Below are 22,149 nucleotides of genomic sequence, written 5' to 3' on the forward strand. Positions count from 1 at the left end.
GGGGAGCCGGCCTACGGGCGGGTGAGGCAGGCCGGCGAGGGAAACCTTGCCGGCCTTTTTTCGCGGCCGCACTGCTTCGCGCGGACCATGTCGCAGACGAAAGCGTCAGGCGCGTCCGCGGCGCCGCTCGCGGCGGGCTTCGCTGGTCTCGGCGACGTTGACCGTAGCCTGCTTGTTGCGCATCGGGCCAATGCGTTCGACGATCTGCTCGACGGTCGGGCGATCCGACTTGGTGTGCGCATCGAGCGCCTTGCGCATGGCGGCAAGGTGCTGGAACGAGGTGCCGCAGCAGCCGCCGACGATTTTGGCGCCGGCATCGACGGCGAGGCGCACATAGTCGGCCATCAGCTCGGGTGTGCCGGAATAGTAGATCTCGGCGCCGCGAAATTCGGGAATGCCGCAATTGCCCTTGACGATCACCGTTGCTTCCGGCTTCGCCTCGGTCATGTCGAGCAGCGACGCGAGAATGTCGGAGGCGCCGACACCGCAATTGGCGCCGACACCGAGCGGTGTCTGCGACAGGCCATCGACGACGGCGTGGATGTCCTTCGGCAGCAGTCCCATCATGGTGCGGCCGGCGGTGTCGAAGGAGCCGGTATAGGTATAGGGCAGGCCGACGCGGATGGCGGCTTCGGCGGCGGCGCGGATTTCGTCAGGCGCCGACATGGTTTCGATCCAGGCGACTTCGGCGCCGCCGGCCTTCAGCCCTTCAATCTGCTCGGCAAAGGCTTCGACCGCCTCGTCATAGGTTATGGCGCCGAGCGGCACCAGCAGCTCGCCGGTCGGGCCGACGGAGCCGGCCACGATCACCTTGCGGCCAGCGTTGCCGGCGACGGCGCGTGCGATCTCGGCCGCGCGCTTGTTCAGCGCATAGACCCGGTCCTGCGCGTGGTGCAGCTTGAGCCGATGGCGGGTGCCGCCAAAAGAGTTGGTCAGGATGATGTCGGCGCCGGCATCGACAAAGTTCTGGTGCAGGCTGGTGATGGTGTCGGGCGCGGTCTCGTTCAAGAGCTCGGGAGCCTCTCCGGCCTCAAGGCCCATGGCGAACAGATTGGTGCCGGTGGCGCCATCGGCGAGCAGGACGCCCTTTTCGGCAAGCAGAGCGTCGATCGGATTGGTCATGTGAAATACGCCTTCCCGGAAGAATAACTGAGATAAGGATATAAAGAATTCTTTATGTGCCGTCAATGTCGGCACGTAGAGCAACCGGTCAAAATCGCATCTCCGCCAGCTTTCGTGTGAAGCTGGCCGCTTCATGCGCGTTGACGTCCGCGGCACGGATCAGATTGTCGAAATGGCTGGTCAGGATGCGGATCGGCTGCGTGGCGTTCAGCACCAGATACATGTCGCCGACGTAAATGGCGGCGCGATAGGGTCCAAAGATGGTGTATGGGATCGAATAGCGCATCCGCCCGTCATAGAGAAACAGGCGGAAGGTGGGATAGAGGTCGTCGAGCAGCGTCGCCATGTGCAGGAGCTGCTGGTGGCGGTCGGCCTCCGGAAAGCGGTCCCACACGCCCAGCCCGCGCGCGAAGATCTCCAGCGTGTGGCGCGGCATACAGACTTCCATGTCGGTTTCGGGCCGTCGGTTGTAGTCGATGCGGTACTGCGTTTCGCCGGCCTGTGCCTCGCGGCTCTTGTTGGCGATGACGGCTTCGTAGTCGACAAGCGCCTCGGTGCGCAGAAGGTCGGGAATGCCGGCCGGCACGTAGCGGATTTTCGTTCCCGCCGCCTCGGCATGCCAGCGAGCCAGCAGCGTGCGGTCGAAGCCGTCCGGTGCCTCCTCGATCTCAAGGCTCTCGCGGATTTCGCCGGTAACACCCTCGTCGTGGCTGAGGCCGAGCAGCCAGTCGAGCGAGACTTTGAATTCGGCGGCGATGTTGAGCAGCGTTTCGGCGCGGGGAAGGCGGGTCGAGGCGCCGGAGAGCAGCTGCGACAGTGCCGAACGGTCGATGCCAACCGCGGCGGCGAAGGCTGATTGGTTCAAATCGGACCTTGTCAAGAGCATTTTCAGGCGCTCGCGAAAGATCGTCGACAGGTTGCGCTTGTCCAAATCGCCACCCCATTCAATAGGAGGAAAAATTTGCGCTGAAAGGCGTGAACGCGGGCTTCAGGCGTAAATGAATCCTGTTGGTTGTTTACAATACATAACATATGCAGCTGAAAATGCGCAATCGCAACAGGTTGTGCGCTTTATCGCGTTGCGCCGACGCAACGCTCCTGACACAATGTTGTCAGGAATCAAACGGGTTCCGGCGACTGGAAGGCAGTGGTCGATAGCATGACGAGCATGGGCAACAGGCGACACGGCGCAGCGACCATCGAATGGCCGACCGTATTTCTCGCTCTTCTCTGCTACGGCGGCTGGCTCGCTACCGGCTTCCTGCTCTGGCCATCCTACCCGCTGCTGGCACTCGCCTTTCTGACCCTGATTGCGGCGCTACAATCCTCGCTGATGCACGAGGTCCTGCACGGCCACCCAACCCGGAATGCGCGGCTCAACGAAGCCTTTGTGTTCCTGCCGATTGGCCTTGTCTGGCCGTTTCGCCGGTTCAAGACCATTCATCTGCGCCACCATGCAGACGAGCGCCTGACCGATCCGCTCGACGATCCCGAAAGCTATTACAAGGCGCTCTGGCAGCACGAGGAGCTGCCGTCGGCGATGAAATTCCTGCTGAAGGTCAACAACACGATGATCGGGCGTTTGGTGCTGGGCCCGTGGCTTTCCTGCATCGGCTTTTTCATCGACGACGCCAGGCAGGTTGCCGCGGGCGACAATTCCATCCGCAAGGCGTGGCTGCTGCACGCGATCGGCCTCGTCGTGGTGCTGCCTGTCGTGCAGTTCGGCTTCGGCATGCCGTTATGGCTCTACATACTGGTGCCGGTGTGGCTTGGGCAGTCGCTGATTTCGATCCGCACCTACGCCGAGCACCAATGGTCTGAACATCCGGAAGGCCGCACGATCATCGTCGAGCGCTCGCCGCTGTCCTTCCTGTTCCTCAACAACAATCTGCATTTCGTCCATCACAAGAGCCCGACGGTGGCCTGGTACAGGCTGCCGAAGGTGTTTCGCGACCGCCGCGACGAATGGCTGCGGATGAACAATGGCTACGCCTATCCGAACTATTTCGCGCTGCTCAAGGCCTATGCCTTCAAGGCGAAGGAGCCGGTCGTCCATCCCGTGCTGCGGCGCATGCCGGAACCAGGACGCGCATTCAAGCCGCGCGTCAGGGCACGCAGCCTCAATGGGCTTGGCAGCGCACCGGTACCCGCCGAGCCGCCGAAAGAATGATTCTTGCGTTGTTGCAGGCGGTGCCGCGCGGACGACGCTTTCCTGACCTTGTCAATTTCCCCGCATAACGGTCAAATCCCGGCATGAGCGAATTCATTGCGGCTTTGCCGATGTACGACTGGCCGGAAGCGCGGGACGATGTCGACGCGCAATGGGCGCGGCTGCGCGATGCTTTCAGACAAAAAGGCATCGATGCGCCGGAGACGATCATCCGCCGCACCGGCGATTTGCCCCCCGTACCTGGCGGTATTCGCGATGATCAGGGAAAACCCATCGCGCCCGATCCGGCGACATTGTCGCCGGACGAACTGGATTTTCACCAGCTCTGGCTGCATCCGGCGCTGCTCTTTGCACAAACCTGCTGGGGACCGATGGAACTTGGCCTGTCGCAGCGTGTCCAGCTCATCGGCCAGCCGCGTTACGACGCCTTCGAGGGTGGACAGGGCGAACTCTATTCGAGCGCCATCGTCATGAGGGCGGGCGAGGCACCGCCGGCAAGGGCGCCGGCCGACGGCGGTGCCGTCATTCCGCTCGATCAGCTTCGCAGCAAGCGCTTCACCTTCAACAGCCTCGATTCCATGTCGGGCATCATCGCGCCAGCCCGCGACCTGCAAGCATTGGGCGAGAGTTTGGATATCTTTTCCGCGCTGAGCGAAAGCTGTGGGCACCGTGCTTCGATCGTTGCCGTTGCCGAGGGCAGGGCGGACGTCGCGGCGATCGATTGCGAGAGCTGGGCGCTGGCGCAGCGTTTCGAGCCGGCGGCGCAGAAGGTGACGGTCGTCGGCTGGACAAGGCGGCGCAAAGGCTTGCCGTTCATCACCGCCAGGACGACGCCGGAAACGATCGTCGCCGCGATGCGCGAGGCGATCGCGGCGCTCACGTAAAGCGCGTCGCGTTCGGTCGGCCTCATGCGACGCGCTTTAGATTCTTGTTTTATGCATGTCGTTATCGCAAAGCCGCTGCACACTTTTGCGCGACATGCATTAGCGTCGCTCAGCCGCCAAGCAGCCGATTGTCGAGCGGGTAGGTCGAAAGCTTCTCGTAGCCGGTTTCAGTGATCAGGATCTGTTCTTCGATCTTGACGCCTTCGTAGCCGCCAAGCCGACCGATATAGCTCTCGACGCACAGCACCATGCCAGGTTCGAGCACTCCGTCCGGTGTGTCGTCGGTCCAGTCGCTAGCATGCGGCAAAGTCGGGTATTCGTCGGCAAGGCCGACGCCGTGATAGAGCACCCCGTAACGGGCCGGGAAGCAGTCTCCCGGTGGCACTGACGAGCCCTCGACGAGGTCGCGGAACGATATGCCCGGCCGCATCAGCTCCGTGTTGTGGGCGATCTGGTCGGCGGCGATGCGGAACAGGTCGCGCTGCTCCTGCGACGGCGGCGCGTCACCGCAAAGCCAGGTGCGCGAAAGGTCGGCGCAGAAGCCGTAAGGACCGATCAGGTCGGTGTCGAAAGCGACGAGCTCGCCGGCCTCGATCGTCCGCGACGAACACTCCTGGAACCATGGATTGGTGCGCGGGCCCGACGACAGGAGCCGGGTTTCGATCCATTCGCCGCCGCGCGCGATGTTGCCGCGATGGAGTTCGGCCCACAATTCGTTCTCGGAAATGCCAGGCCTCAGCGCCTTCTCCATCTCGCCCATTGCCGCCTCGCAAGCGGCGATCGCCCGGCGCATGGCAAGGATTTCGTCGGGCGATTTGATCAGCCGCGCATTTTCCATCACCGCCTCGCCATTGCCGGTCGAGATGCCGAGGCGGGCGAGCTCTTCGATGCCCTCGGGATTGATGTGGTCGACTGCGATGCGGCGATTGCCGCCGCCATGTTCCAATACCAGGTCGGCGATGCCGGCTGCCCAGCGGCGGGCTTTTTGGCCGGTCAGCTCGCCGCTGTACAGATAAGCCCATGACACCGCCGGCCGCACCTCGTCGACGACGCCGGAATGATCGGAAAGGTGCTCGCAGGAGAAATAGTCGAACAGCACCACCGGGCCATCGGTGGCGACGAAACAATGCCTGGTCCGATTGTGTGCGACCCAGAGCTGCATGTTGGTCGCATCCGTTGCGTAGCGGATGTTGACCGGATCGTAGAGCAGGGCTCCCGCATAGTCGCGGCGCTTCAGCTCGGCGCGGATGCGCTCGAGCCGGTATCGGCGCATGGCGGGCAGATCAGGAGCAGCAATGCCCGCCGCCTGCCATTCGGCTTCCGCCAGCGCTCCATAGCCCAGCGCATGCTGGTTGAGTTCAGCGGCCTTCAGCCGCGATTTTTTGTGCAGTACATCGTTCGAGCCGTCCGGCTCGAACGGCATGATCTTGCGGTGATGACGGGGCCGGTCAGTCGGGTTCCTGTCCACCCTCGGCTCCTCCGCTAACGCCTTCCTTGGGCGACGTGGCTTCTCCCACCGCCATTCTCTTCAATCTTACATAGGCGCCGGCCCGGGCGGACTTGCCGGTGTCGCGCAACAGCGGAACCATCATTTGCCGTGGTTGGCCGTCCGGCTCATAGCCGGCCGCTTTGAGCTGCTCCAAAATGACCGGACGCGGATCGTCTCGGTCAAGCCAGACGAGTACGGCCGGCTCCTGCATCAGCGTTTCGAAATTAGGCACTTCCTGGTCAAGTGCGACCAGTTTTTCGTCGACCAACCGCAGGTTTCCGACCCATGCACCATCAGATATTGCGGTTTTGACCGGTCCGTCCGCAGTCAGTTGGCGATAGAGGGCGGGGTAATCCACGCGGATCATCCGCGAGAGGCCACTGGTCCCGTTTATCTGGACGTACCAGGTGGCCGGTGCGAGCAGCACGGCGATGATCGCTCCAGCCGCGATTACCAGGAGCTGCGCATTCCTGCCACGCGGCGCCAGCCGTTCCATAGTGGCGACGATGGCCAGCGGCAACATGAACAGGACGGGCAGCAGCCAGCGGTCCTTGACCACCGTCACGCCGGTGGCAAGTACAAGTATTGCCAGCATGGCCAAGCCGAGCGCCAAGGTACGCCACAACAGAATTTCCCGGGCCGGACCTTTCGGGTGCCGCTCCGAGAAACGGAACTTCGCCAGCCAGAAAGCCAGGGCGGAAACGAGCACCGGCAAGACCGCGAAATTGAAGGTGCCCATGATAAACTTGCCGGCGCCGACAAAGGCCGCCGCCATGCGCCCTTGTTCGGTGTCTATTCCGAACTTCTCGCCTCTCGACAACAAATCGGCAGGATGAATGAGGCTCCAATAGGTGGTCGGCGCCAGCAGCAATATCGCGACCGCTATGCTGATGGCGAACTTCGAATCAAGGATCGCGCTGCGCCATTCGCGCAGCGACAGCGCGGCCGCAACAAGGGCCACCACGAGGAAGACATCATTATATTTGGCAAGAATTGCCGCCGCGGTGCCCAGGCCAAACGCCGCATAGGCGATCATGCTTCGCCGCTCGAGAAGATAGGCCATGGCCAGCAGGAGCAGCGAGCAGAAGCCGACGACGGCGACGGAATGCGACAAGGCGCGCTGCGATTCCCAGACGATCTGCGGGACCGTAAACAGGCCGAACATGGCCGCCGCCGCTGTCGCTTTGGTGTAGCCGAACCGCCGCATGGCGGCGAACACGCTGCAGGCGGCAAGGAACAGCACGGAGTATTTGACGAGCTTTAGCGTGAAGATACTGGTGCCGAAAACATGCGCGGCCAGCCAGTTGATCCAGGTGTACAGGGGTGGTTGCGAGCCGCCATATCCAGCCCAGAGATACGGAACATAGATCAGTTGCTCCGCATCATCGATGCCGACGCCGGTTCCCGCCCAAGAGCTCAACAGGGACAGTATGATGGTCTGCAAGGCAAAGTAAGCCGCGACCATGACGATCGCCGCCGGGAAGGGGCCGATCCGTCCCTCGGCCAGCCACTCGGCCCATCTCAGATTGTACTTCAATGAAATCTCATCGCATTTGCCAGCAGAGTGTTGCCGGCTGCGCTAGCATGAAGAGTGTGCTCCGCACAATGCGACCGGCTGGCTGCGCCTACGTCCTCATCTTTTCGCCGCTCGGGTCGAAGGGCGGTTCGACATTGATGCGTGCGGGACGCCGGTGCCCGAGGATTTCGATCTCGAACAGGCCGGCGCTCTCGTTCTCGGCAAGCGCTGCCGGTACATAGCCTTGCGCCATCGACTTCTCGACATAATGCGCATAGCCGCCGGAGGTGATCCAGCCGACCACGCGCCAGTCGCCGTCGACAATGCCGCGCACGGCAGACGCGCCTTCGGCGGCGTTCGAGCCACGCACTTCCTTGCCGCCCGCGTCGAAGCGCGGCGCGCCATAGCCATGCGGCTTTTCCACGGTGCCGTAATCCTTGCCGCCGACCTTGGCCCAGATCGGCTCGTCGCCCATGACGTCTGCATCCGCGGCATCGACGATGAAGGAGACACGGCGCAGTTTCGGCCCTTCTGCCCGTTCCTTGGCCGCTGCTTCCCGGCCGATGAAGTCGTTCTTCTCTAGCTTGATGAAGCGGTCCATCGAGCCTTCGAACGGTCCGTAGATCGGACGTAACTCGCGGAACCAGGTCGGGAAGTTCTTCTCAAGGCGCATAGAGAGCAAAGCCCGCATGCCGAAATCGACAAGCCCAAACTCTTCGCCAGCCTCCTTGATCGCCTTGTAGACCAGGCGCTGGTAGGCAGGCGCCATCCATATCTCGTAGCCGAGGTCGCCGGTGTAGGTGATGCGATTGACCATGCAGGGCGCGCCGCCGACCGCCATTTCGCGGAAATCCATAAAGCGGAAGGCCTTGGTCGAGATGTCGACATCGACCAGTTTCTGCAGCAGGTCGCGGGATTTCGGCCCGGCGATGGAGAGACCGACCAGCGTCTGGTCGAAGCGGTGGATGCGGATGCTTCCGTCCTTCGGCAGATGCTTCTCGAACCAGCGCATGTGGTATTTTTGCGCTGCCGAAGAACCCCATATCATGAAGCGTTCTTCCCCACCCCTTGGGCTCGCCTTGGCGATGGTGAAGTCCCCGATCAGCCGGCCGAACTCGTTCAGCATGGGCGTCAGCACGATGCGGCCGGTCTTCGGCATGCGATTGGTCATCAGACGGTTGAGGAAGTCCTCGGTCCCTGGTCCGGAGACTTCGTATTTGGCGAAGTTGGCGATCTCCGTGACGCCGACCTTCTCGCGGGTGGCGCGCACTTCCTCGCCGATCGGGCCGAAATCATTGGAGCGGTGGAAGGACACAACGTCCTTCGGCTCCGAGCCTCTCGGCGCGAACCAGAGCGGGGTTTCGAGACCCCAGCTGTCGCCCATGACGGCGTTGTTGGCGAGCATGGTGTCGTAAAGCGGGGTCGTCTGCGCTGGTCTTGCCGCCGGTAATTCCTCGTTGGGAAAGCGGATGGAGAAACGGCGCGAATAATTTTCGCGGACCTTTGCGTTGGTATACCGCAGCGTTGCCCATTCGCCGAAGCGCGCAACGTCCATGCCCCAGACGTCGAAGCCTGGGTCACCGTGGACCATCCAGTTCGACAACGCCAGGCCGACGCCGCCGCCCTGGCTGAAGCCGGCCATGACGGCGCAGGCGCACCAGAAATTGGTCAAGCCCTGCACCGGGCCGACCAGCGGGTTGCCGTCCAGCGCGAAGGTGAAGGGGCCGTTGATGATCTGCTTGATGCCGGCCTTTTCGATGCCGGGGAAATGCTTGAAGCCGATCTCGAGCGACGGCGCGATGCGGTCGATGTCGGGCTGCAGCAGCTCGTGGCCGAAATCCCAGGGCGTGTTGACCGGCGACCACGGCTTGCAGGCCTTTTCATAGGTGCCGAGCAGGATGCCGTTGCGTTCCTGGCGGGTATAGATCTCGCCCTTGAAATCGAGCACGCCAATCATCTCGCGGCCGGTCGACTTGTTGAATTCCTCGACCTCCGGCATCGGCTCGGTCAGGAGATACATGTGCTCCATGGCCAGCACCGGCAGTTCGACGCCGACCATGCGACCGATCTCGCGCGCCCACAGGCCGCCGCAGTTGACCACATGCTCGGCTTTGACTGTGCCTTGCTCAGTGACGACGTTCCAGGTGCCGTCGACCTCCTGCGTCAGTTCCACGACGCGGTTGCGCAGTACGATCTCGGCGCCTAGCTTCCTGGCGGCCTTGGCATACGCATGGGTGGTGCCGGAAGGGTCGAGATGGCCCTCGACTGGATCCCACATGGCGCCGACGAAATTCGTCTCGTCCATCAGCGGGAACATCGCCTTGGCTTCGGACGGCGTGATCAGTTCGGTGTCCATGCCGAGATAGCGGCCCTTGGCGTGGGCGAGCCGCAAGAAGTCCATGCGCTCGGGCGTGTCGGCCATCATCACGCCGCCGGTCAGGTGCAGCGAGCAGGATTGGCCGGAAATCTCCTCGATCTCCTTGTAAAGCTGCACCGTATAGGCCTGCAGCTTGGCGACGTTGGGATCGCCGTTCAGCGTATGGAAGCCGCCCGCCGCATGCCAGGACGAGCCGGAAGTGAGCTCCGAACGCTCGATCAGCATGATGTCGGTCCAGCCAGCCTTGGCCAGATGATAGAGCACCGAGCAGCCAACGACCCCGCCGCCGATGACAACCGCTTTTGCATGAGATTTCATGAAGATAGATCCGTTTTTGAAGAGATTGAATCGAGTTAGCGGGGCGCGAAAACAAAGCGGAGATCGGATACAGCGATGTTTCCAGCCAGCCTGCCATCAAGACGGAGTGGGGGTCGACTACTCATCAGATGATCAAAAATCGGTCGGCGCGCCGCCTTCGGCCCGGCGCTTGTCGACGAAAGCGTTGAGCTCCTCCCGGATTGCCGGATCCATGTAGGGCTCTTCATAGGACGCCAGCCGTTCCTTCCAGACGCGATTGGCCTTTTCGAGTGCCGTCGGCGACCCGGCCTCCGTCCAACTCTCGAAATTGCGCCAGTCCGAGATAATAGGCGCATAGAACGCGGTCTTGTAGCGGTCCTGCGTGTGCTGGGTGCCGAAGAAATGGCCGCCGGGGCCGACGGACTGTATGGCGTCGAAACCGAGTGCTTCCTCGGAAAGATCGAGCGGCGTCAGGAACTCGGCGACCATCTGCAACAGGTCTATATCGAGGATGGTCTTCTCATAGGAGCAGCGCAGGCCGCCTTCGAGCCAGCCGGCGGCATGCATCATCAGATTGCCGCCGCCCTGGATGGCGCCCCACAGCGAGAACACGCTTTCATAGGCGGCCTGCGCGTCGACCGTGTTGGCTGCGCAGGTGTTGGAGGTGCGGTAGGGGATGTTGTAGCGGCGGGCGAGTTGCCCACCGACCAGCTGCGCCTTCATATATTCCGGCGTGCCGAAGGCCGGCGCGCCGGACTTCATGTCGACATTCGAGGTGAAGCCGCCGTAGCCGACAGGCGCGCCCTTGCGCACCATCTGCGCGAAGGCGATGCCGGACAGCGCCTCGGCATTCTGTTGCACCAGCGCGCCGGCAATCGTCACCGGCGCCATAGCGCCGGACAGGGTGAACGGCGTCACGATGACCACCTGGCCCTTGCTCGACATCTGGATGATGCCTTCCATCATCGGCACGTCGAGCTTGAGCGGCGAATTGGTGTTGATGATGGTGAATACCGACGGCTCTGCAAGCAACTGCTCATGGCTGATGCCACGTGCGATCCTGGTGATCTCGATGCCGTCGACGTTGCGCTCCTTGCCGAGCGAATAGATGTGGAACATCTTGTCGGTCAGCGTGGCGAGGTCACGGATGCATTCAAGGTGGCGGACGGACGGATGGATGTCGATCGGCTCGACCGGATAGCCGCCCGTGCAGTTCAATATGTTGTGCATCTGCGCAAGCTTGAGGAAGTTGCGGTAGTCCTGCTGGTTGCCTGGCCGGCGGCCGCGGTCGACGTCTGAGCAATTGGGTGCCGACGCCATCATCGAGATGATCAGATTATCGCCACCAAAGCGCACGTTGTGCGCTGGGTTGCGGGCGTGGATGGTGAACTCCGGCGGGCAGTGCGCAACCAGTTCCAGGATCATGTCACTGTCGAAGCGCACCCGCTCGCTGCCTTCGCGGACATCGGCGCCATGCGCCTTCATAATGCGCCGGGCTTCGTCATGCAGCACGTCGACGCCGATTTCCCGCAGCACGCGCAGAGAGGCGAGGTGGATAGATTCCAGCTCGTCGTCGGAAACCAGCCGGGTCGGCGCCAGCGGGTTCTTCAACTGCCGAAACGGCGGCTGCTCGAACGCCGCCGATCCGCCGGCACGCTTTCCCGCGCGGCCGCCGCGACGGGCGCGGTCGTTTGCCAATGCAGGTTCGGCGGGCTGAAGGGCGGCGGTCATGATAGTCCTCGTACGCTGCGGCAATGCGGCGGCATAATGGACTGCCGGCCGGCCAGCCATTGCGGAGGCGGCGACCACTAGGACGAGGGAAGCGACATGCCTGAAGGGCAGCCGGCGGGATCGTCAGGCTCTTACCTCTTCCGGCTGGCGCAAGCGGTTTTCGTTGCCGGTGCTTACCGCGATGAAAGCGAAACGCTAGTCCTGCATCATGGACCGGGCGGAACAGGACAGCGGCGAGACAGTGCAATGGGCGGCGATCACCGGCGTGATCGCCACCGTCTCGGTGTTCGCCATCGCGCAAGGGCTGAGCTATCCGCTGTTGAGCTTCATCCTGCAGCGCCAGGGCGTCTCGCCGGCCATGATCGGCCTGTCGGCGGCAATGACGCCGATCGGCTTCATCGTCTCCTCGCCGTTGGTTCCGGCGCTGGCGCGCCGTTTCGGGGCAGGGCGCACCGCGCTTACTTGCGCGGCACTTTCCGCGCTGGTGCTGGCGCTGATCGGCTGGACGCAAAATGTCTATCTGTGGTTTCCGCTGCGCTTTTTGATCGGCGCCGTCACCAACCCGCTCTACGTGCTGAGCGAAGTCTGGGTGATCGCACTGGCGCCGCCGACACGCCGTGGCCGCGTCATGGGCATCTATTCGACCATCATTTCGGCGGGCTTTGCGGCGGGGCCGCTGTGCCTGCTTGCGGTCGGCACCGAGGGATGGCCGCCGTTTCTCGTCGGCATCGCCGCATTCCTGTTTTGCGGCGCCTGCCTCGCCTCGGTGCTGGCACGGCTGCCCAAGGTCGACGAGAGCGGGCACCGCGTTTCGGTGCTGGGGTTCGTGCCGCAGGCGTGGCTGCTGTTATCGGCGGTGATCGTGGCCGCCGGTTTCGAACAGGCGGTGCTCGCCTTGCTGCCGGTCTATGGAACGCATTACGGCATCGCCGAAGCGCGCATGTCGGCGCTGCTGTCGGTGATGATCGCCGGCAACATCGCTATGCAGGTGCCGCTCGGCCTGCTGGCGGAACGACTGACGGCGCGGCTGGTGCGGTTCATCTGTGTATCGGTGACTGTGCTTGGATGCGTTCTGCTGCCGGTTCTCATCGAGACGCCATTGATATGGCCGTGCGTCTTCATCTGGGGCGCGGTTTCCTACGGCATTTACACGATGTCGATCATTGAACTCGGCGAGCGGTTCACCGGCTCGGCACTGGTCGCCGGCAACGCCGCCTTCTCGCTGATGTGGGGCGTCGGCGGCATCGCCGTGCCGCCGCTGGCGGGCAGCGCCATGGATGTTGTTGGCGCCGGCGGCCTGCCAATGACGCTCGGTGCCATTTGCCTGGCGCTGGCAGTTGTAACGGTCATTCGAAGACGGATGGTCTGAATGCCAGAAAGCCGCCGTTTCTGACGAATGACTTGAATGTAAGCGGCTCCATATCGATCTTGGCTATGTCGCCACCCGACTCAACCGGAGACCTCATGACCAAATCGAATACCAAGGGCCAGCCGGGTTCGGCGGCCGAAGACCCGTTTCTCTGGCTTGAGGACAGGAGGGGCAAGCAGGCGCTCGACTGGGTGCATCACCAAAATGCAGTTACGGTCGGGGAGCTCCAGGGTGATCCGTCCTATCAGACGTCGTTCGAGACGGCGCTCGACCTGATGACAGCCGAGGATAACATCGCCGTCGGGGCCGCTATCAACGGCTATGTCTATAATTTCTGGCAGGACCGGACGAACGTACTCGGCCTCTGGCGGCGCACCACCGTCGCCTCCTACAAGACCGACAAGCCGGAATGGCAGACGATCATCGACTTCGACTGTCTGGCGGCGAAAGAGGGGGTGAAATGGGTGTTCAGCGGCGCCAGCCGGCTCTACCCCGACTTCAGTCGCTGCCTGCTCAACCTGTCGCCGGATGGCGGCGATGCCAGCGAGATGCGCGAATTCGATATCGAAAGCAGATCGTTCGTCGATGGCGGCTTTCGCGCTCCTGCCTCGAAATCGAGCTTTAGCTGGCTGGACGAGGACACGGTTATCGTTTCCGCCGCCTTCGAGGAGGACGACAAGACCCAGTCCGGTTATCCGCGCGTGGTCAAGCTTTGGCGGCGCGGCACGCCACTGGCAGCGGCGACGCCGATCTTCGAGGCGCTGAAGCAGGATCTTGCCGCCGGCGGGTCCGTCGAATTCGACGGCGACAAGCGTCATGTCTTCCTCGCCCGGACCATCGACTTCTTCGCCTCGCACAGTTTCCTGCGGCTGCCTTCCGGCGAGAACAGGCGCATCCCGTTGCCGGACGACGTCACCGATACAGCGCTGTTCAAGGGCCAGCTCGTCTTCGGCGTGCGTACCCCGTGGACTGCGCCGGACGGCACGCTGTGTAAGCCCGACGGGCTCTATTCACTCGATTTCGAGCGCTGGATCGAAACCGGGCTATTCGGATCCCTCGGTACCGTGCTCGAGCCGGCGCACCGTGTCTCGATCGCCGGTGTTGCCCGCACGCAGGACCGGCTGTTCATCAATTTGATGGACAATGTGCGCGGCAAGGTCGTCGCCGGCAAGCGCAGCGACAGCGGCTGGGAGTTCAAGCCCGTGGCGTTGCCCGAAAACGGCAATGTCGGCATCAGCCATGCCGAGCATTTCGGTTCCAGCGTCTCCTTCTCCTTCACCGATTTCCTGACGCCGAGCTCGATCATCTGGTCGGACGACAACGCCGCGGGGCTGGCAACGGTGAAGTCGCAGCCGGCGCGTTTCGATGCGTCGTCCCTGGTCTCCGAACAGTTCGAGGCGCGCTCGAAGGATGGCACGATGATCCCGTACTTCGTCGTCAGGAGGCGCGACTTGCATGGACCCGTGCCGACATTGCTTTACGGCTATGGCGGCTTCGAAGTGCCGCTGCTGCCCGGCTATGCCGGCGTGCGCGGCAGGCTGTGGCTGGAGAAGGGCAATGCCTATGTACAGGCCAACATCCGCGGCGGCGGCGAGTTCGGCCCGAACTGGCATCAGGCGGCGCTCAAGGCCAATCGCCAGAATGCCTTCGACGATTTCGCCGCGGTCGCGCAAGATCTGGTCCAACGCGGCATCGCTACGCCCGCCACACTGGGCATCCAGGGCGGATCGAATGGCGGCTTGCTGACCGGCGTCTCGCTGACCCAGCACCCGGAATTGTTCGGTGCAGTGATCATCGACGTGCCGCTGCTCGATATGCTGCGTTACACCGAGCTGCCGCCCGGCGCGTCATGGATGGCCGAGTATGGCGATCCGGCGAAGCCGGAAGAGGCAGCCTGGCTCGCCGCCTATTCGCCCTACCAGCATGTAGACACGGATGCAGCCTATCCGCCGGTGTTGCTGACGACCTCGACCGCCGACGATCGCGTCCATCCCGGGCATGCCCGCAAGATGGCGGCACGGCTGCAGGCGGCCGGCCACGGCAAGACGCTGTTCTTCGAGGAGACCGGGGGCGGCCATGGTGGACGCGGCGACCGGCGGCCGCAGGCCGCACAGGCGGCGATGAAGTACGTCTTCCTGCAGCTGGCCCTGACTGGCACCAATTGACCGGCGTCGCTTGACCGGCACGGCTTGAACTGAGGGCTCGAGGCAGCCTAAGGTACATGCATGGCTCGGCTGGCGAAATCGGGTTGCGCATTTGGGGTGGCGGTGACGCCGTCGTCGCGCACGCTACGCGCCGAGCTGTTGCGGCTCTGCGCTCGCATCGGCTATTCGCCGCCCGCTGTCCTCTGACGAATCCGCCCCGGCGCGAAAGCTGCCGGATTGGTTCAAGAGGAAAGACCAGACATGACCTACCAGAATTATTCGCTGAAGCAGCTTCAGCAGATCGATGCCGCGCATCACCTTCATCCGTTCACCGACCACAAAGAGATGCGCGAGACCGGCTCGCGCATCATCACCCACGCCAACGGGCCGTTCATCTATGATGCCGAAGGGACGGAAATCCTCGACGGCATGGCTGGGCTGTGGTGCGTGAATGTCGGCTATGGCCGCGACGAGCTGGCCGACGCCGCTTACGCCCAGATGAAGGAATTGCCCTACTACAACTCTTTCTTCAAATGCTCGACGCCGACGCCGGTTCTGCTGTCGAAAAAGCTGGCGGAGATCGCGCCAAGGCACATCAACCAGGTGTTCTACGGCTCGTCCGGTTCGGAGGCCAACGACACGGCGCTGCGCCTGGTCCGTCACTATTGGGTGCTGGAAGGCAGGCCCGAGAAGAACCGCATCATCTCACGCAAGATGGGCTACCACGGCTCGACCATCGCCGGCGCCTCGCTCGGCGGCATGGATTTGATGCACAAGCAGCTCGGCGGCGCTGTGCCCAACATCGTCCATGTGATGATGCCCTATGCCTATGAGCTCGCACTGCCCGGCGAAAGCGACCATGATTTCGGCCTGCGCGCGGCAAAAGCGGTCGAGGACGCGATCCTCGAAGCCGGCGCCGACAAGGTGGCCGCCTTCATCGGCGAGCCGGTGATGGGGGCAGGCGGGGTGAAGATCCCGCCGATGAGCTATTGGCCGGAGGTGCAGCGCATCTGCCGCAAATACGATGTCCTGCTGATGCTGGACGAGGTCATCACCGGATATGGCCGCACAGGCGAGTGGTTCGCCGCACAAGCCTTCGATGTCGAGCCCGACACCATCACCACGGCCAAGGCGCTGACCTCTGGCTATCAGCCGCTGTCGGCGCTGCTGGTCGGCGACCGCATCGCGGCGACGCTGGTCGAAAAGGGCGGCGAATTCTATCACGGCTACACCTATGCCGGGCATCCGGTGGCCTGCGCGGTGGCGCTGAAGAACCTCGAGATCATCGAGCGCGAAGGGCTGGTCGAGCGCGTCAGGAACGACACCGGGCCTTACTTCGCCAGGGCGCTGCAAGAACGTCTCGGTGGGCACGATCTGGTCGGCGAGGTGCGCTCGTTCGGGCTGATGGGGGCGATCGAGATCGTCAAGGACAAGGTGACCAAGGAGCGCTTCCTGCCGGCCGGCAGCGCGGCGGTGATGGTTCGCGACCACGCGATTGCCCAGGGCATGATGCTGCGCGCCACCGGCGACACGATGATCCTGTCGCCGCCGCTGATCTGGACGCGCGAGACGATCGACATGGCCTGCGACCGCATCGCCACGGCGCTCGACCTGGCGCAAGCAGATTTGCGCAAGCATTAGGGAGGCGATCGCCGGGCGCTCCATGTCGGGCGGGCGCCCGGCGTTTGAATGGGCGCTCGCCAGGCGAGGATGCGAAACGCAAAAACCGCGCTCCATCGGAACGCGGCTTTGCCAGATACGCATGGCGCTTCGCCAACAATACACTTGCGAAACTAACGGCGAAACTTACGGGCTCCGGTACGCGAGACCTGATCCGGAGCGCCGGGCGGATGTCCGCCTCGCAATCCGTTTTAAACGCATATCGTTACTGCAGGGTTAGCAAGAGCTTAAGCAAACCTAAATTTGCCGGCTTTCCGCATTGGGCAGATCGAAAACCTGTGAACTTGGAGCTTACGCCGGGTCACCACGGAGGAAATTAATGATGCCGGAAAAATCCGCGCCGGCATTCCCTTGTGCGTTGAACAGCGCATAGAGCTGGGCTGCCTCGGCGCCGAGCGGCGTTGCCGCACCGACGCTCTGTGCGGCCTCCTGCGACAGTTTCAGGTCCTTCAGCATCAGTGCCGCCGCGAAGCCAGGCTTATAGCCATTGTTGGCGGGCGATGTCGGCACCGGGCCGGGCACCGGGCAATAGGTGGTCAGCGACCAGCACTGGCCGGACGAGGTCGAGGCGACGTCGAACAGCGCCTGGTGCGACAGGCCGAGCTTTTCCGCCAGCACGAAGGCCTCGGCAACGCCGATCATCGAAATGCCCAAAATCATATTGTTGCAGATCTTCGCCGCCTGTCCGGCGCCGTCGTCGCCGCAATGAACGATGCGGCCGGCCATCGGCTTGAGGATTGGTTCGGCCTTGGCGAAGGCGTCCTTCGAACCGCCGGCCATGAAGGTCAGCGTGCCGGCCGCCGCACCGCCCGTGCCGCCGGAGACCGGCGCGTCGATCGACAGCAACCCATGCTTGGCGGCGATGGCATGGGCCTTTCGAGCCGACTCGACATCGATGGTCGAGGAATCGATGAACAGCGCGCCTTTTTTTGCCTTGGACACTATGTCTGCGTAAACCGACAGAACATGCTTGCCGGCCGGCAACATGGTGATGACCGCATCGGCATCCTTCACCGCCGCAACGGCATTGGCCATGACGATGACGCCGTGCTCCCTGGCAATGACGAGGTTCTCCGGCACCAGGTCGAAACCGTGCACGGCATACCCGGCCTTGACCAGGTTGGCGGCCATCGGATTGCCCATATTGCCGAGGCCGATGAAGGCGATGGTGGTCATAATGGCGCTCCGTGGTTTGGGTAGGCAGTAGGCAGTAGGCAGTAGGCAGTAGGCAGTAGGCAGTAAGCAGTAAGCAGTAAGCAGTAAGCGACCTATTCGGGCGCAAGTTTGCTAATAAGTTGGCGAAGCATTTTCCCGATGCCCTCGGTCGCTAAAAGCACGTGATAAGCTTGATCATGGGTAGCAAGGCCAATGCGTTCAGCGATCTGGAGGTGTGTCTCGAACTCCTTCAGCGATCCCTGGGCAATCCTGAGAAATTGCTGATAGGAGCCTCTGTTGTCTCGGCCGTAACCTTCCGCGATGTTTGCAGGAATAGAGGTTGCTGAGCGGCGGATTTGGCTGGTCAACCCATACAATTCCTCTTTTGGCCATGCCTTGGTCAGGGAGTAGGCGGTGACGGCTAGATCCATCGCCTGCTGCCATACGACAAGATCCTTGTACGAATTGATCTTGCCGGTCATCTTTCTGCCTACTGCCTACTGCCTACTGCCTTACCGTCCGATCAGCGCGCGAGCGATGATGACGCGCATGATCTCGTTGGTGCCTTCGAGGATCTGGTGGACGCGCAGGTCGCGCACCAGCTTCTCGATGCCGTAATCATGCAGATAGCCGTAGCCGCCATGCAGCTGCAGGGCGTCATTGGCGATATTGAAGCCGGCGTCGGTGACGAAGCGCTTGGCCATTGCCGACCATTTCGAGGCATCCGGCGCCTTGCCGTCGAGCTTCGAGGCGGCGGTGTAGAGGAAGACGCGCGCTGCCTGCAATTCGGTCTCCATGTCGGCAAGCTTGAACTGCAGCGCCTGGAACTGGTTGATCTTCGACCCGAAAGCCTTGCGCTCGGCGGTGTAGGCGAGCGCCTTGTCGAGTGCCGATTGCGCGCCGCCGAGCGAACAGGCGGCGATGTTCAACCGGCCGCCGTCGAGCCCGGCCATGGCGATGCCGAAGCCGGCGCCCTCGACCGACAGCAGGTTTTCGACCGGCACCTTGCAGTCCTCGAAGACTACCTGGCGGGTCGACTGCATGTGCCAGCCCATCTTGCGCTCGTTGGCGCCGAAGGAAAGGCCGGGCGCATCGTTCGGCACGACGAAGGTGGAAATGCCTTTCGGCCCGTCGGCGCCGGTGCGCGCCATGACGACATAGAGGTCGCTGTCGCCGGCACCGGAGATAAACTGCTTGGCGCCGTTCAGCACATAATCGCCGCCGCTTTTGACCGCGCGCGTCTTCAGCGCCGCCGCATCCGAGCCCGAGCCGGGCTCGGTCAGGCAATAGCTTGCCAGCCATTCCATCGAGGTCAGCTTCGGCAGGAAGCGCCGGCGCTGCTCGTCGCTGCCGAAGCGGTCGATCATCGATGCCGCCATGTTGTGGATCGAGATGAAGGCGGAAAACGCCGGATCGGCACGCGAAAGCGCCTCGAAGATCAGCACGGCGTCGAGCCGGCCGAGCCCCGAGCCGCCGACGTCGTCGCGGACATAGATGCCGCCAAGGCCGAGCGGACCTGTCTCGCGGATCACATCGGCGGGGAAATACTTGTTGCGATCCCAGTCGAGTGCGTTCGGCGCCACACGGTCGGCGGCGAAGGCTTGCGCCATCTCCTGGATGGCGCGCTGGTCTTCGTTGAGTTCGAACTGGCTGGTGCCCGCATCGACAGCGGCGTCCATGGCGTGCTCCCTGATGTTTCCGGCCTGCTGGCCTGTCGTTTTTGGCTTTGCGCGCAGTCCAATCTAGACCAATGATGCCGCCGCGCAACCCGATCGTCTCCATCCAACCATCTGGGCAGCGGCTGTGTGCGAATGCGCTTTGGAGCAAAGTGTGACGACAAATTTCGACGAACTGCTTGGACGCTTCCATGCCTATCTCCAGACGCTCGATGATGCGCTGGTGCGCGACGCCGTGGCCCGAATCGACTGGGACATGCCAAGCCGGCCGCTCGAACCGCATGCACTGCCTTGTCTCGTCCAACTCGGCCGGATCGTCGAACTCGCTCCCGCTGCGGCCAAGTCGCTGGCGCGGCTGGTTGCGGAGCGTCGCGGCGATCTGCGCTGGGGGCAAACCTATGGCGAGGCGGATTTCGGCAAGGTTTTCATCGACAATTACGGCTGGCTGGAGGTGTTCGGTACACGCGGGCATTTCGTCAATGACGAGGTTGCGGCCGGCCTGCTGATCCTTGGACCCGACATCGTCTACCCCGATCATCACCATGTCGCGGAGGAGATCTACATCCCGCTGACCGGCGGCACCGAATGGCGCATGGGCGACGGCGGTTTTCGCCTTCGAGCGGCGGGCGAGGTGATCCACCATGCCTCTGACGTCAACCACGCCATGCGCACTGGCAAGGAGCCGCTGCTGGCGCTCTATCTCTGGCGTGGCGGGCCACTGGCGGCCAAGTCGACGATCACCGGAACCGTTGCGCAGGGCAGGGACTGATATGGCCAAGGCGATCATGCTGCAGGGCACGGGTTCGGATGTCGGCAAGACGGTGCTCGTCGCCGGTCTGTGCCGCGCGGCGAAGAAGCGCGGCTTGAAGGTGCGGCCGTTCAAGCCGCAGAACATGTCGAACAACGCCGCTGTCGCCGATATTCCAGGCGATTCTGGCGGCGGCGAGATCGGCCGCGCCCAATGGCTGCAGGCGATCGCCTGCGGCGTGGCGCCGACCGTCCACATGAACCCGGTGCTGCTCAAGCCGCAGACCGATGTCGGCGCTCAAGTCGTCGTGCAGGGCAAGGTGTTCGGCGAGGCGCGGGCGCGCGACTACCAGGCGCTGAAGGGCCGGCTGATGGATGCGGTGCTGGACTCCTGGGCAAAGGTCGGCGAGGGCGCCGATCTGGTCATTGTCGAGGGCGCCGGCTCGCCGGCCGAGATCAACCTCAGGAGCCGCGACATTGCCAATATGGGCTTTGCGACGCGCGCCGGCGTGCCGGTGATCCTGGTCGGCGATATCGATCGCGGCGGCGTCATCGCCTCGGTCGCCGGCACCCATCTGATCCTGCCGGAGGAGGACCGGCGCATGATCGTCGGCTACCTCATCAACAAGTTCCGTGGCGACGTCTCGCTGTTCTGCGATGGCATCGAGGCGATCGAAAAATTCACCGGCTGGCGCTGTTTTGGCGTCGTGCCGTGGCTGAAGGCGGCGGCGCGGCTGCCGTCGGAAGACTCCGTCGTACTCGAACGGATGGCGTCCGGCGAGAAGCGCGCGCTGAAGATCGCCGTGCCGATGCTCTCGCGCATCGCCAATTTCGACGATCTCGACCCGCTCAAGGCCGAACCGCAGGTCGAGGTGGTGTTCGTGCCGCCTGGCCAGCGCTTGCCGCAGGATGCAGGGCTGGTGGTCATTCCCGGCTCGAAGTCGACGATCGGCGATCTCCTGAAATTCCGTGAGAACGGCTGGGACCGCGACCTTGCCGCGCATAGGAAACGCGGTGGCCACATCGTCGGCATTTGCGGCGGCTTCCAGATGCTCGGCCGTAGCGTGCGCGATCCCGACGGCATTGAGGGCAGCGTTACCGAGACACAAGGGCTTGGCCTACTCGACGTCGAAACGGTGATGGAGCCGGAAAAGACGGTGCGCAATGTCAGCGCGCGCTCGGTGCCGTTCGATCTGCCGCTCGAGGGCTACGAGATCCATCTCGGCCGCACCACCGGTCCCGACACGCTGCGGCCGTGCGCCGTTATCAACGGCGTCGATGACGGCGCCATCTCGGCCGACGGCAAGGTATCGGGCACCTATATGCACGGGCTGTTTTCCGCCGACGCCTTCCGGGCGAAATTCCTCGAAAGCCTCGGCGTCAAGGGCGGCGGCATCGACTACCGCGCCGAGGTCGAAGGGGCACTGGACGAGATCGCAGCCGAACTGGAAACCCACCTCGACTGCGACACGATTTTTGGGCTAGCGTGTTAGATACTTAGCGCGGAAGTTTTGCACGGGTCGTTGGCTTCGACGGATCACATGCCTTGGCGATTAGCGGAAACGTCCATGGCTTCGTCATCCTGGGGCGGAGCAAGGAGCGAAGCGACGCGGCGCAGACCCAGGATCCATGCCCTGACTTCGGAGCGCCGCTGCGGCGCAGAATTCTGCTCCGCTGGCTCCTCGGCCAAGGTCACGGCATGATGGGGTGGACGGCGCCCGACGGCATCGGATGTGCCAGAATGAGTTCGTTGAGATCTCAAACAAGGGAGCCGTCCGTGGAACACCTTATC

General features: G+C 63.1%; 17 protein-coding genes. 7 read left to right on the top strand and 10 right to left on the bottom strand.

All coding sequences use genetic code 11. The features are described 5' to 3' along the window. Positions 1–105: 105 nt before the first annotated feature. Both bmt and NKI59_RS26995 read right to left on the bottom strand, forming a co-directional pair. Positions 106–1,122, bottom strand: a complete 1,017-nt coding sequence (gene bmt / locus NKI59_RS26990) for a betaine--homocysteine S-methyltransferase (protein ID WP_352707872.1) — start codon at positions 1,120–1,122, stop codon at positions 106–108. Between the two features lie 88 nt (positions 1,123–1,210). Next, a complete protein-coding gene (locus NKI59_RS26995; RefSeq protein WP_352679976.1) occupies positions 1,211–2,053 on the bottom strand; it encodes a helix-turn-helix domain-containing protein in 843 nt (280 codons plus the stop codon). Positions 2,054–2,281: 228 nt separating this feature from the next. Here NKI59_RS26995 and NKI59_RS27000 point away from each other — a divergent pair, with 228 nt between their 5' ends. Both NKI59_RS27000 and NKI59_RS27005 read left to right on the top strand, forming a co-directional pair. Continuing rightward, on the top strand, positions 2,282–3,292 hold the full coding sequence (locus tag NKI59_RS27000) for a fatty acid desaturase (protein ID WP_352700440.1): 1,011 nt from the start codon (positions 2,282–2,284) through the stop codon (positions 3,290–3,292). Positions 3,293–3,375: 83 nt separating this feature from the next. Next, positions 3,376–4,176 carry a phosphate/phosphite/phosphonate ABC transporter substrate-binding protein gene (locus NKI59_RS27005; protein WP_352707873.1) on the top strand — a complete coding sequence of 267 codons (801 nt, stop codon included), beginning with the start codon at positions 3,376–3,378 and terminating at the stop codon, positions 4,174–4,176. Between the two features lie 109 nt (positions 4,177–4,285). Here NKI59_RS27005 and NKI59_RS27010 read toward each other — a convergent pair whose 3' ends face one another. The 4 genes from NKI59_RS27010 to NKI59_RS27025 form a co-directional block, all read right to left on the bottom strand. Next, positions 4,286–5,599, bottom strand: coding sequence for a M24 family metallopeptidase (locus NKI59_RS27010; RefSeq protein WP_352707890.1), 1,314 nt, complete (start codon positions 5,597–5,599; stop codon positions 4,286–4,288). 25 nt (positions 5,600–5,624) lie between these two features. After that, the gene (locus NKI59_RS27015) at positions 5,625–7,202 is read right to left on the bottom strand and encodes an ArnT family glycosyltransferase (protein WP_352707874.1); all 1,578 of its coding nucleotides are present in this window, start codon (positions 7,200–7,202) and stop codon (positions 5,625–5,627) included. An 88-nt stretch (positions 7,203–7,290) separates the two neighbouring features. Continuing rightward, positions 7,291–9,876, bottom strand: coding sequence for a GcvT family protein (locus NKI59_RS27020; protein ID WP_352707875.1), 2,586 nt, complete (start codon positions 9,874–9,876; stop codon positions 7,291–7,293). Positions 9,877–10,008: 132 nt separating this feature from the next. Continuing rightward, positions 10,009–11,586 (bottom strand): trimethylamine methyltransferase family protein, encoded by a 1,578-nt coding sequence (locus NKI59_RS27025; protein ID WP_352707876.1) that lies wholly within the window; start codon positions 11,584–11,586, stop codon positions 10,009–10,011. A 208-nt stretch (positions 11,587–11,794) separates the two neighbouring features. Here NKI59_RS27025 and NKI59_RS27030 point away from each other — a divergent pair, with 208 nt between their 5' ends. From NKI59_RS27030 to NKI59_RS27040, 3 genes are all read left to right on the top strand, one after another. Next, positions 11,795–12,955 (top strand): MFS transporter, encoded by a 1,161-nt coding sequence (locus tag NKI59_RS27030; protein WP_352452085.1) that lies wholly within the window; start codon positions 11,795–11,797, stop codon positions 12,953–12,955. Between the two features lie 95 nt (positions 12,956–13,050). Beyond that, positions 13,051–15,120: a prolyl oligopeptidase family serine peptidase gene (locus NKI59_RS27035; RefSeq protein WP_352707877.1), complete on the top strand. Its 2,070-nt coding sequence runs from the start codon at positions 13,051–13,053 to the stop codon at positions 15,118–15,120. Between the two features lie 240 nt (positions 15,121–15,360). Then, the gene (locus tag NKI59_RS27040) at positions 15,361–16,740 is read left to right on the top strand and encodes an aspartate aminotransferase family protein (RefSeq protein ID WP_352568934.1); all 1,380 of its coding nucleotides are present in this window, start codon (positions 15,361–15,363) and stop codon (positions 16,738–16,740) included. A gap of 330 nt (positions 16,741–17,070) precedes the next feature. On the opposite strand, the gene mmsB is transcribed toward NKI59_RS27040, so the two are convergent. The 3 genes from mmsB to NKI59_RS27055 all read right to left on the bottom strand — a co-directional run bounded on the left by mmsB (position 17,071) and on the right by NKI59_RS27055 (position 19,613). Next, complete coding sequence (gene mmsB, locus NKI59_RS27045; RefSeq protein ID WP_352707878.1) at positions 17,071–17,955, bottom strand: 3-hydroxyisobutyrate dehydrogenase; 885 nt, start codon at positions 17,953–17,955, stop codon at positions 17,071–17,073. 92 nt (positions 17,956–18,047) lie between these two features. Next, complete coding sequence (locus NKI59_RS27050) at positions 18,048–18,416, bottom strand: four helix bundle protein (protein WP_352707879.1); 369 nt, start codon at positions 18,414–18,416, stop codon at positions 18,048–18,050. A gap of 30 nt (positions 18,417–18,446) precedes the next feature. Next, positions 18,447–19,613 (bottom strand): isobutyryl-CoA dehydrogenase, encoded by a 1,167-nt coding sequence (locus NKI59_RS27055; RefSeq protein WP_352707880.1) that lies wholly within the window; start codon positions 19,611–19,613, stop codon positions 18,447–18,449. Between the two features lie 151 nt (positions 19,614–19,764). On the opposite strand from NKI59_RS27055, the gene NKI59_RS27060 reads away from it, so the two are divergent. Both NKI59_RS27060 and NKI59_RS27065 read left to right on the top strand, forming a co-directional pair. Then, the gene (locus NKI59_RS27060; RefSeq protein WP_352707881.1) at positions 19,765–20,379 is read left to right on the top strand and encodes a dimethylsulfonioproprionate lyase family protein; all 615 of its coding nucleotides are present in this window, start codon (positions 19,765–19,767) and stop codon (positions 20,377–20,379) included. A 1-nt stretch (position 20,380) separates the two neighbouring features. Next, positions 20,381–21,850 (top strand): cobyric acid synthase, encoded by a 1,470-nt coding sequence (locus NKI59_RS27065; RefSeq protein WP_352707882.1) that lies wholly within the window; start codon positions 20,381–20,383, stop codon positions 21,848–21,850. A 44-nt stretch (positions 21,851–21,894) separates the two neighbouring features. On the opposite strand, the gene NKI59_RS27070 is transcribed toward NKI59_RS27065, so the two are convergent. Continuing rightward, positions 21,895–22,149: hypothetical protein (locus NKI59_RS27070; RefSeq protein ID WP_352707883.1), on the bottom strand; the 255-nt coding region annotated here is incomplete at its 5' end.

Source organism: Mesorhizobium sp. M0598 (genome assembly GCF_040320865.1).
Classification (GTDB): Bacteria; Pseudomonadota; Alphaproteobacteria; order Rhizobiales; family Rhizobiaceae; genus Mesorhizobium.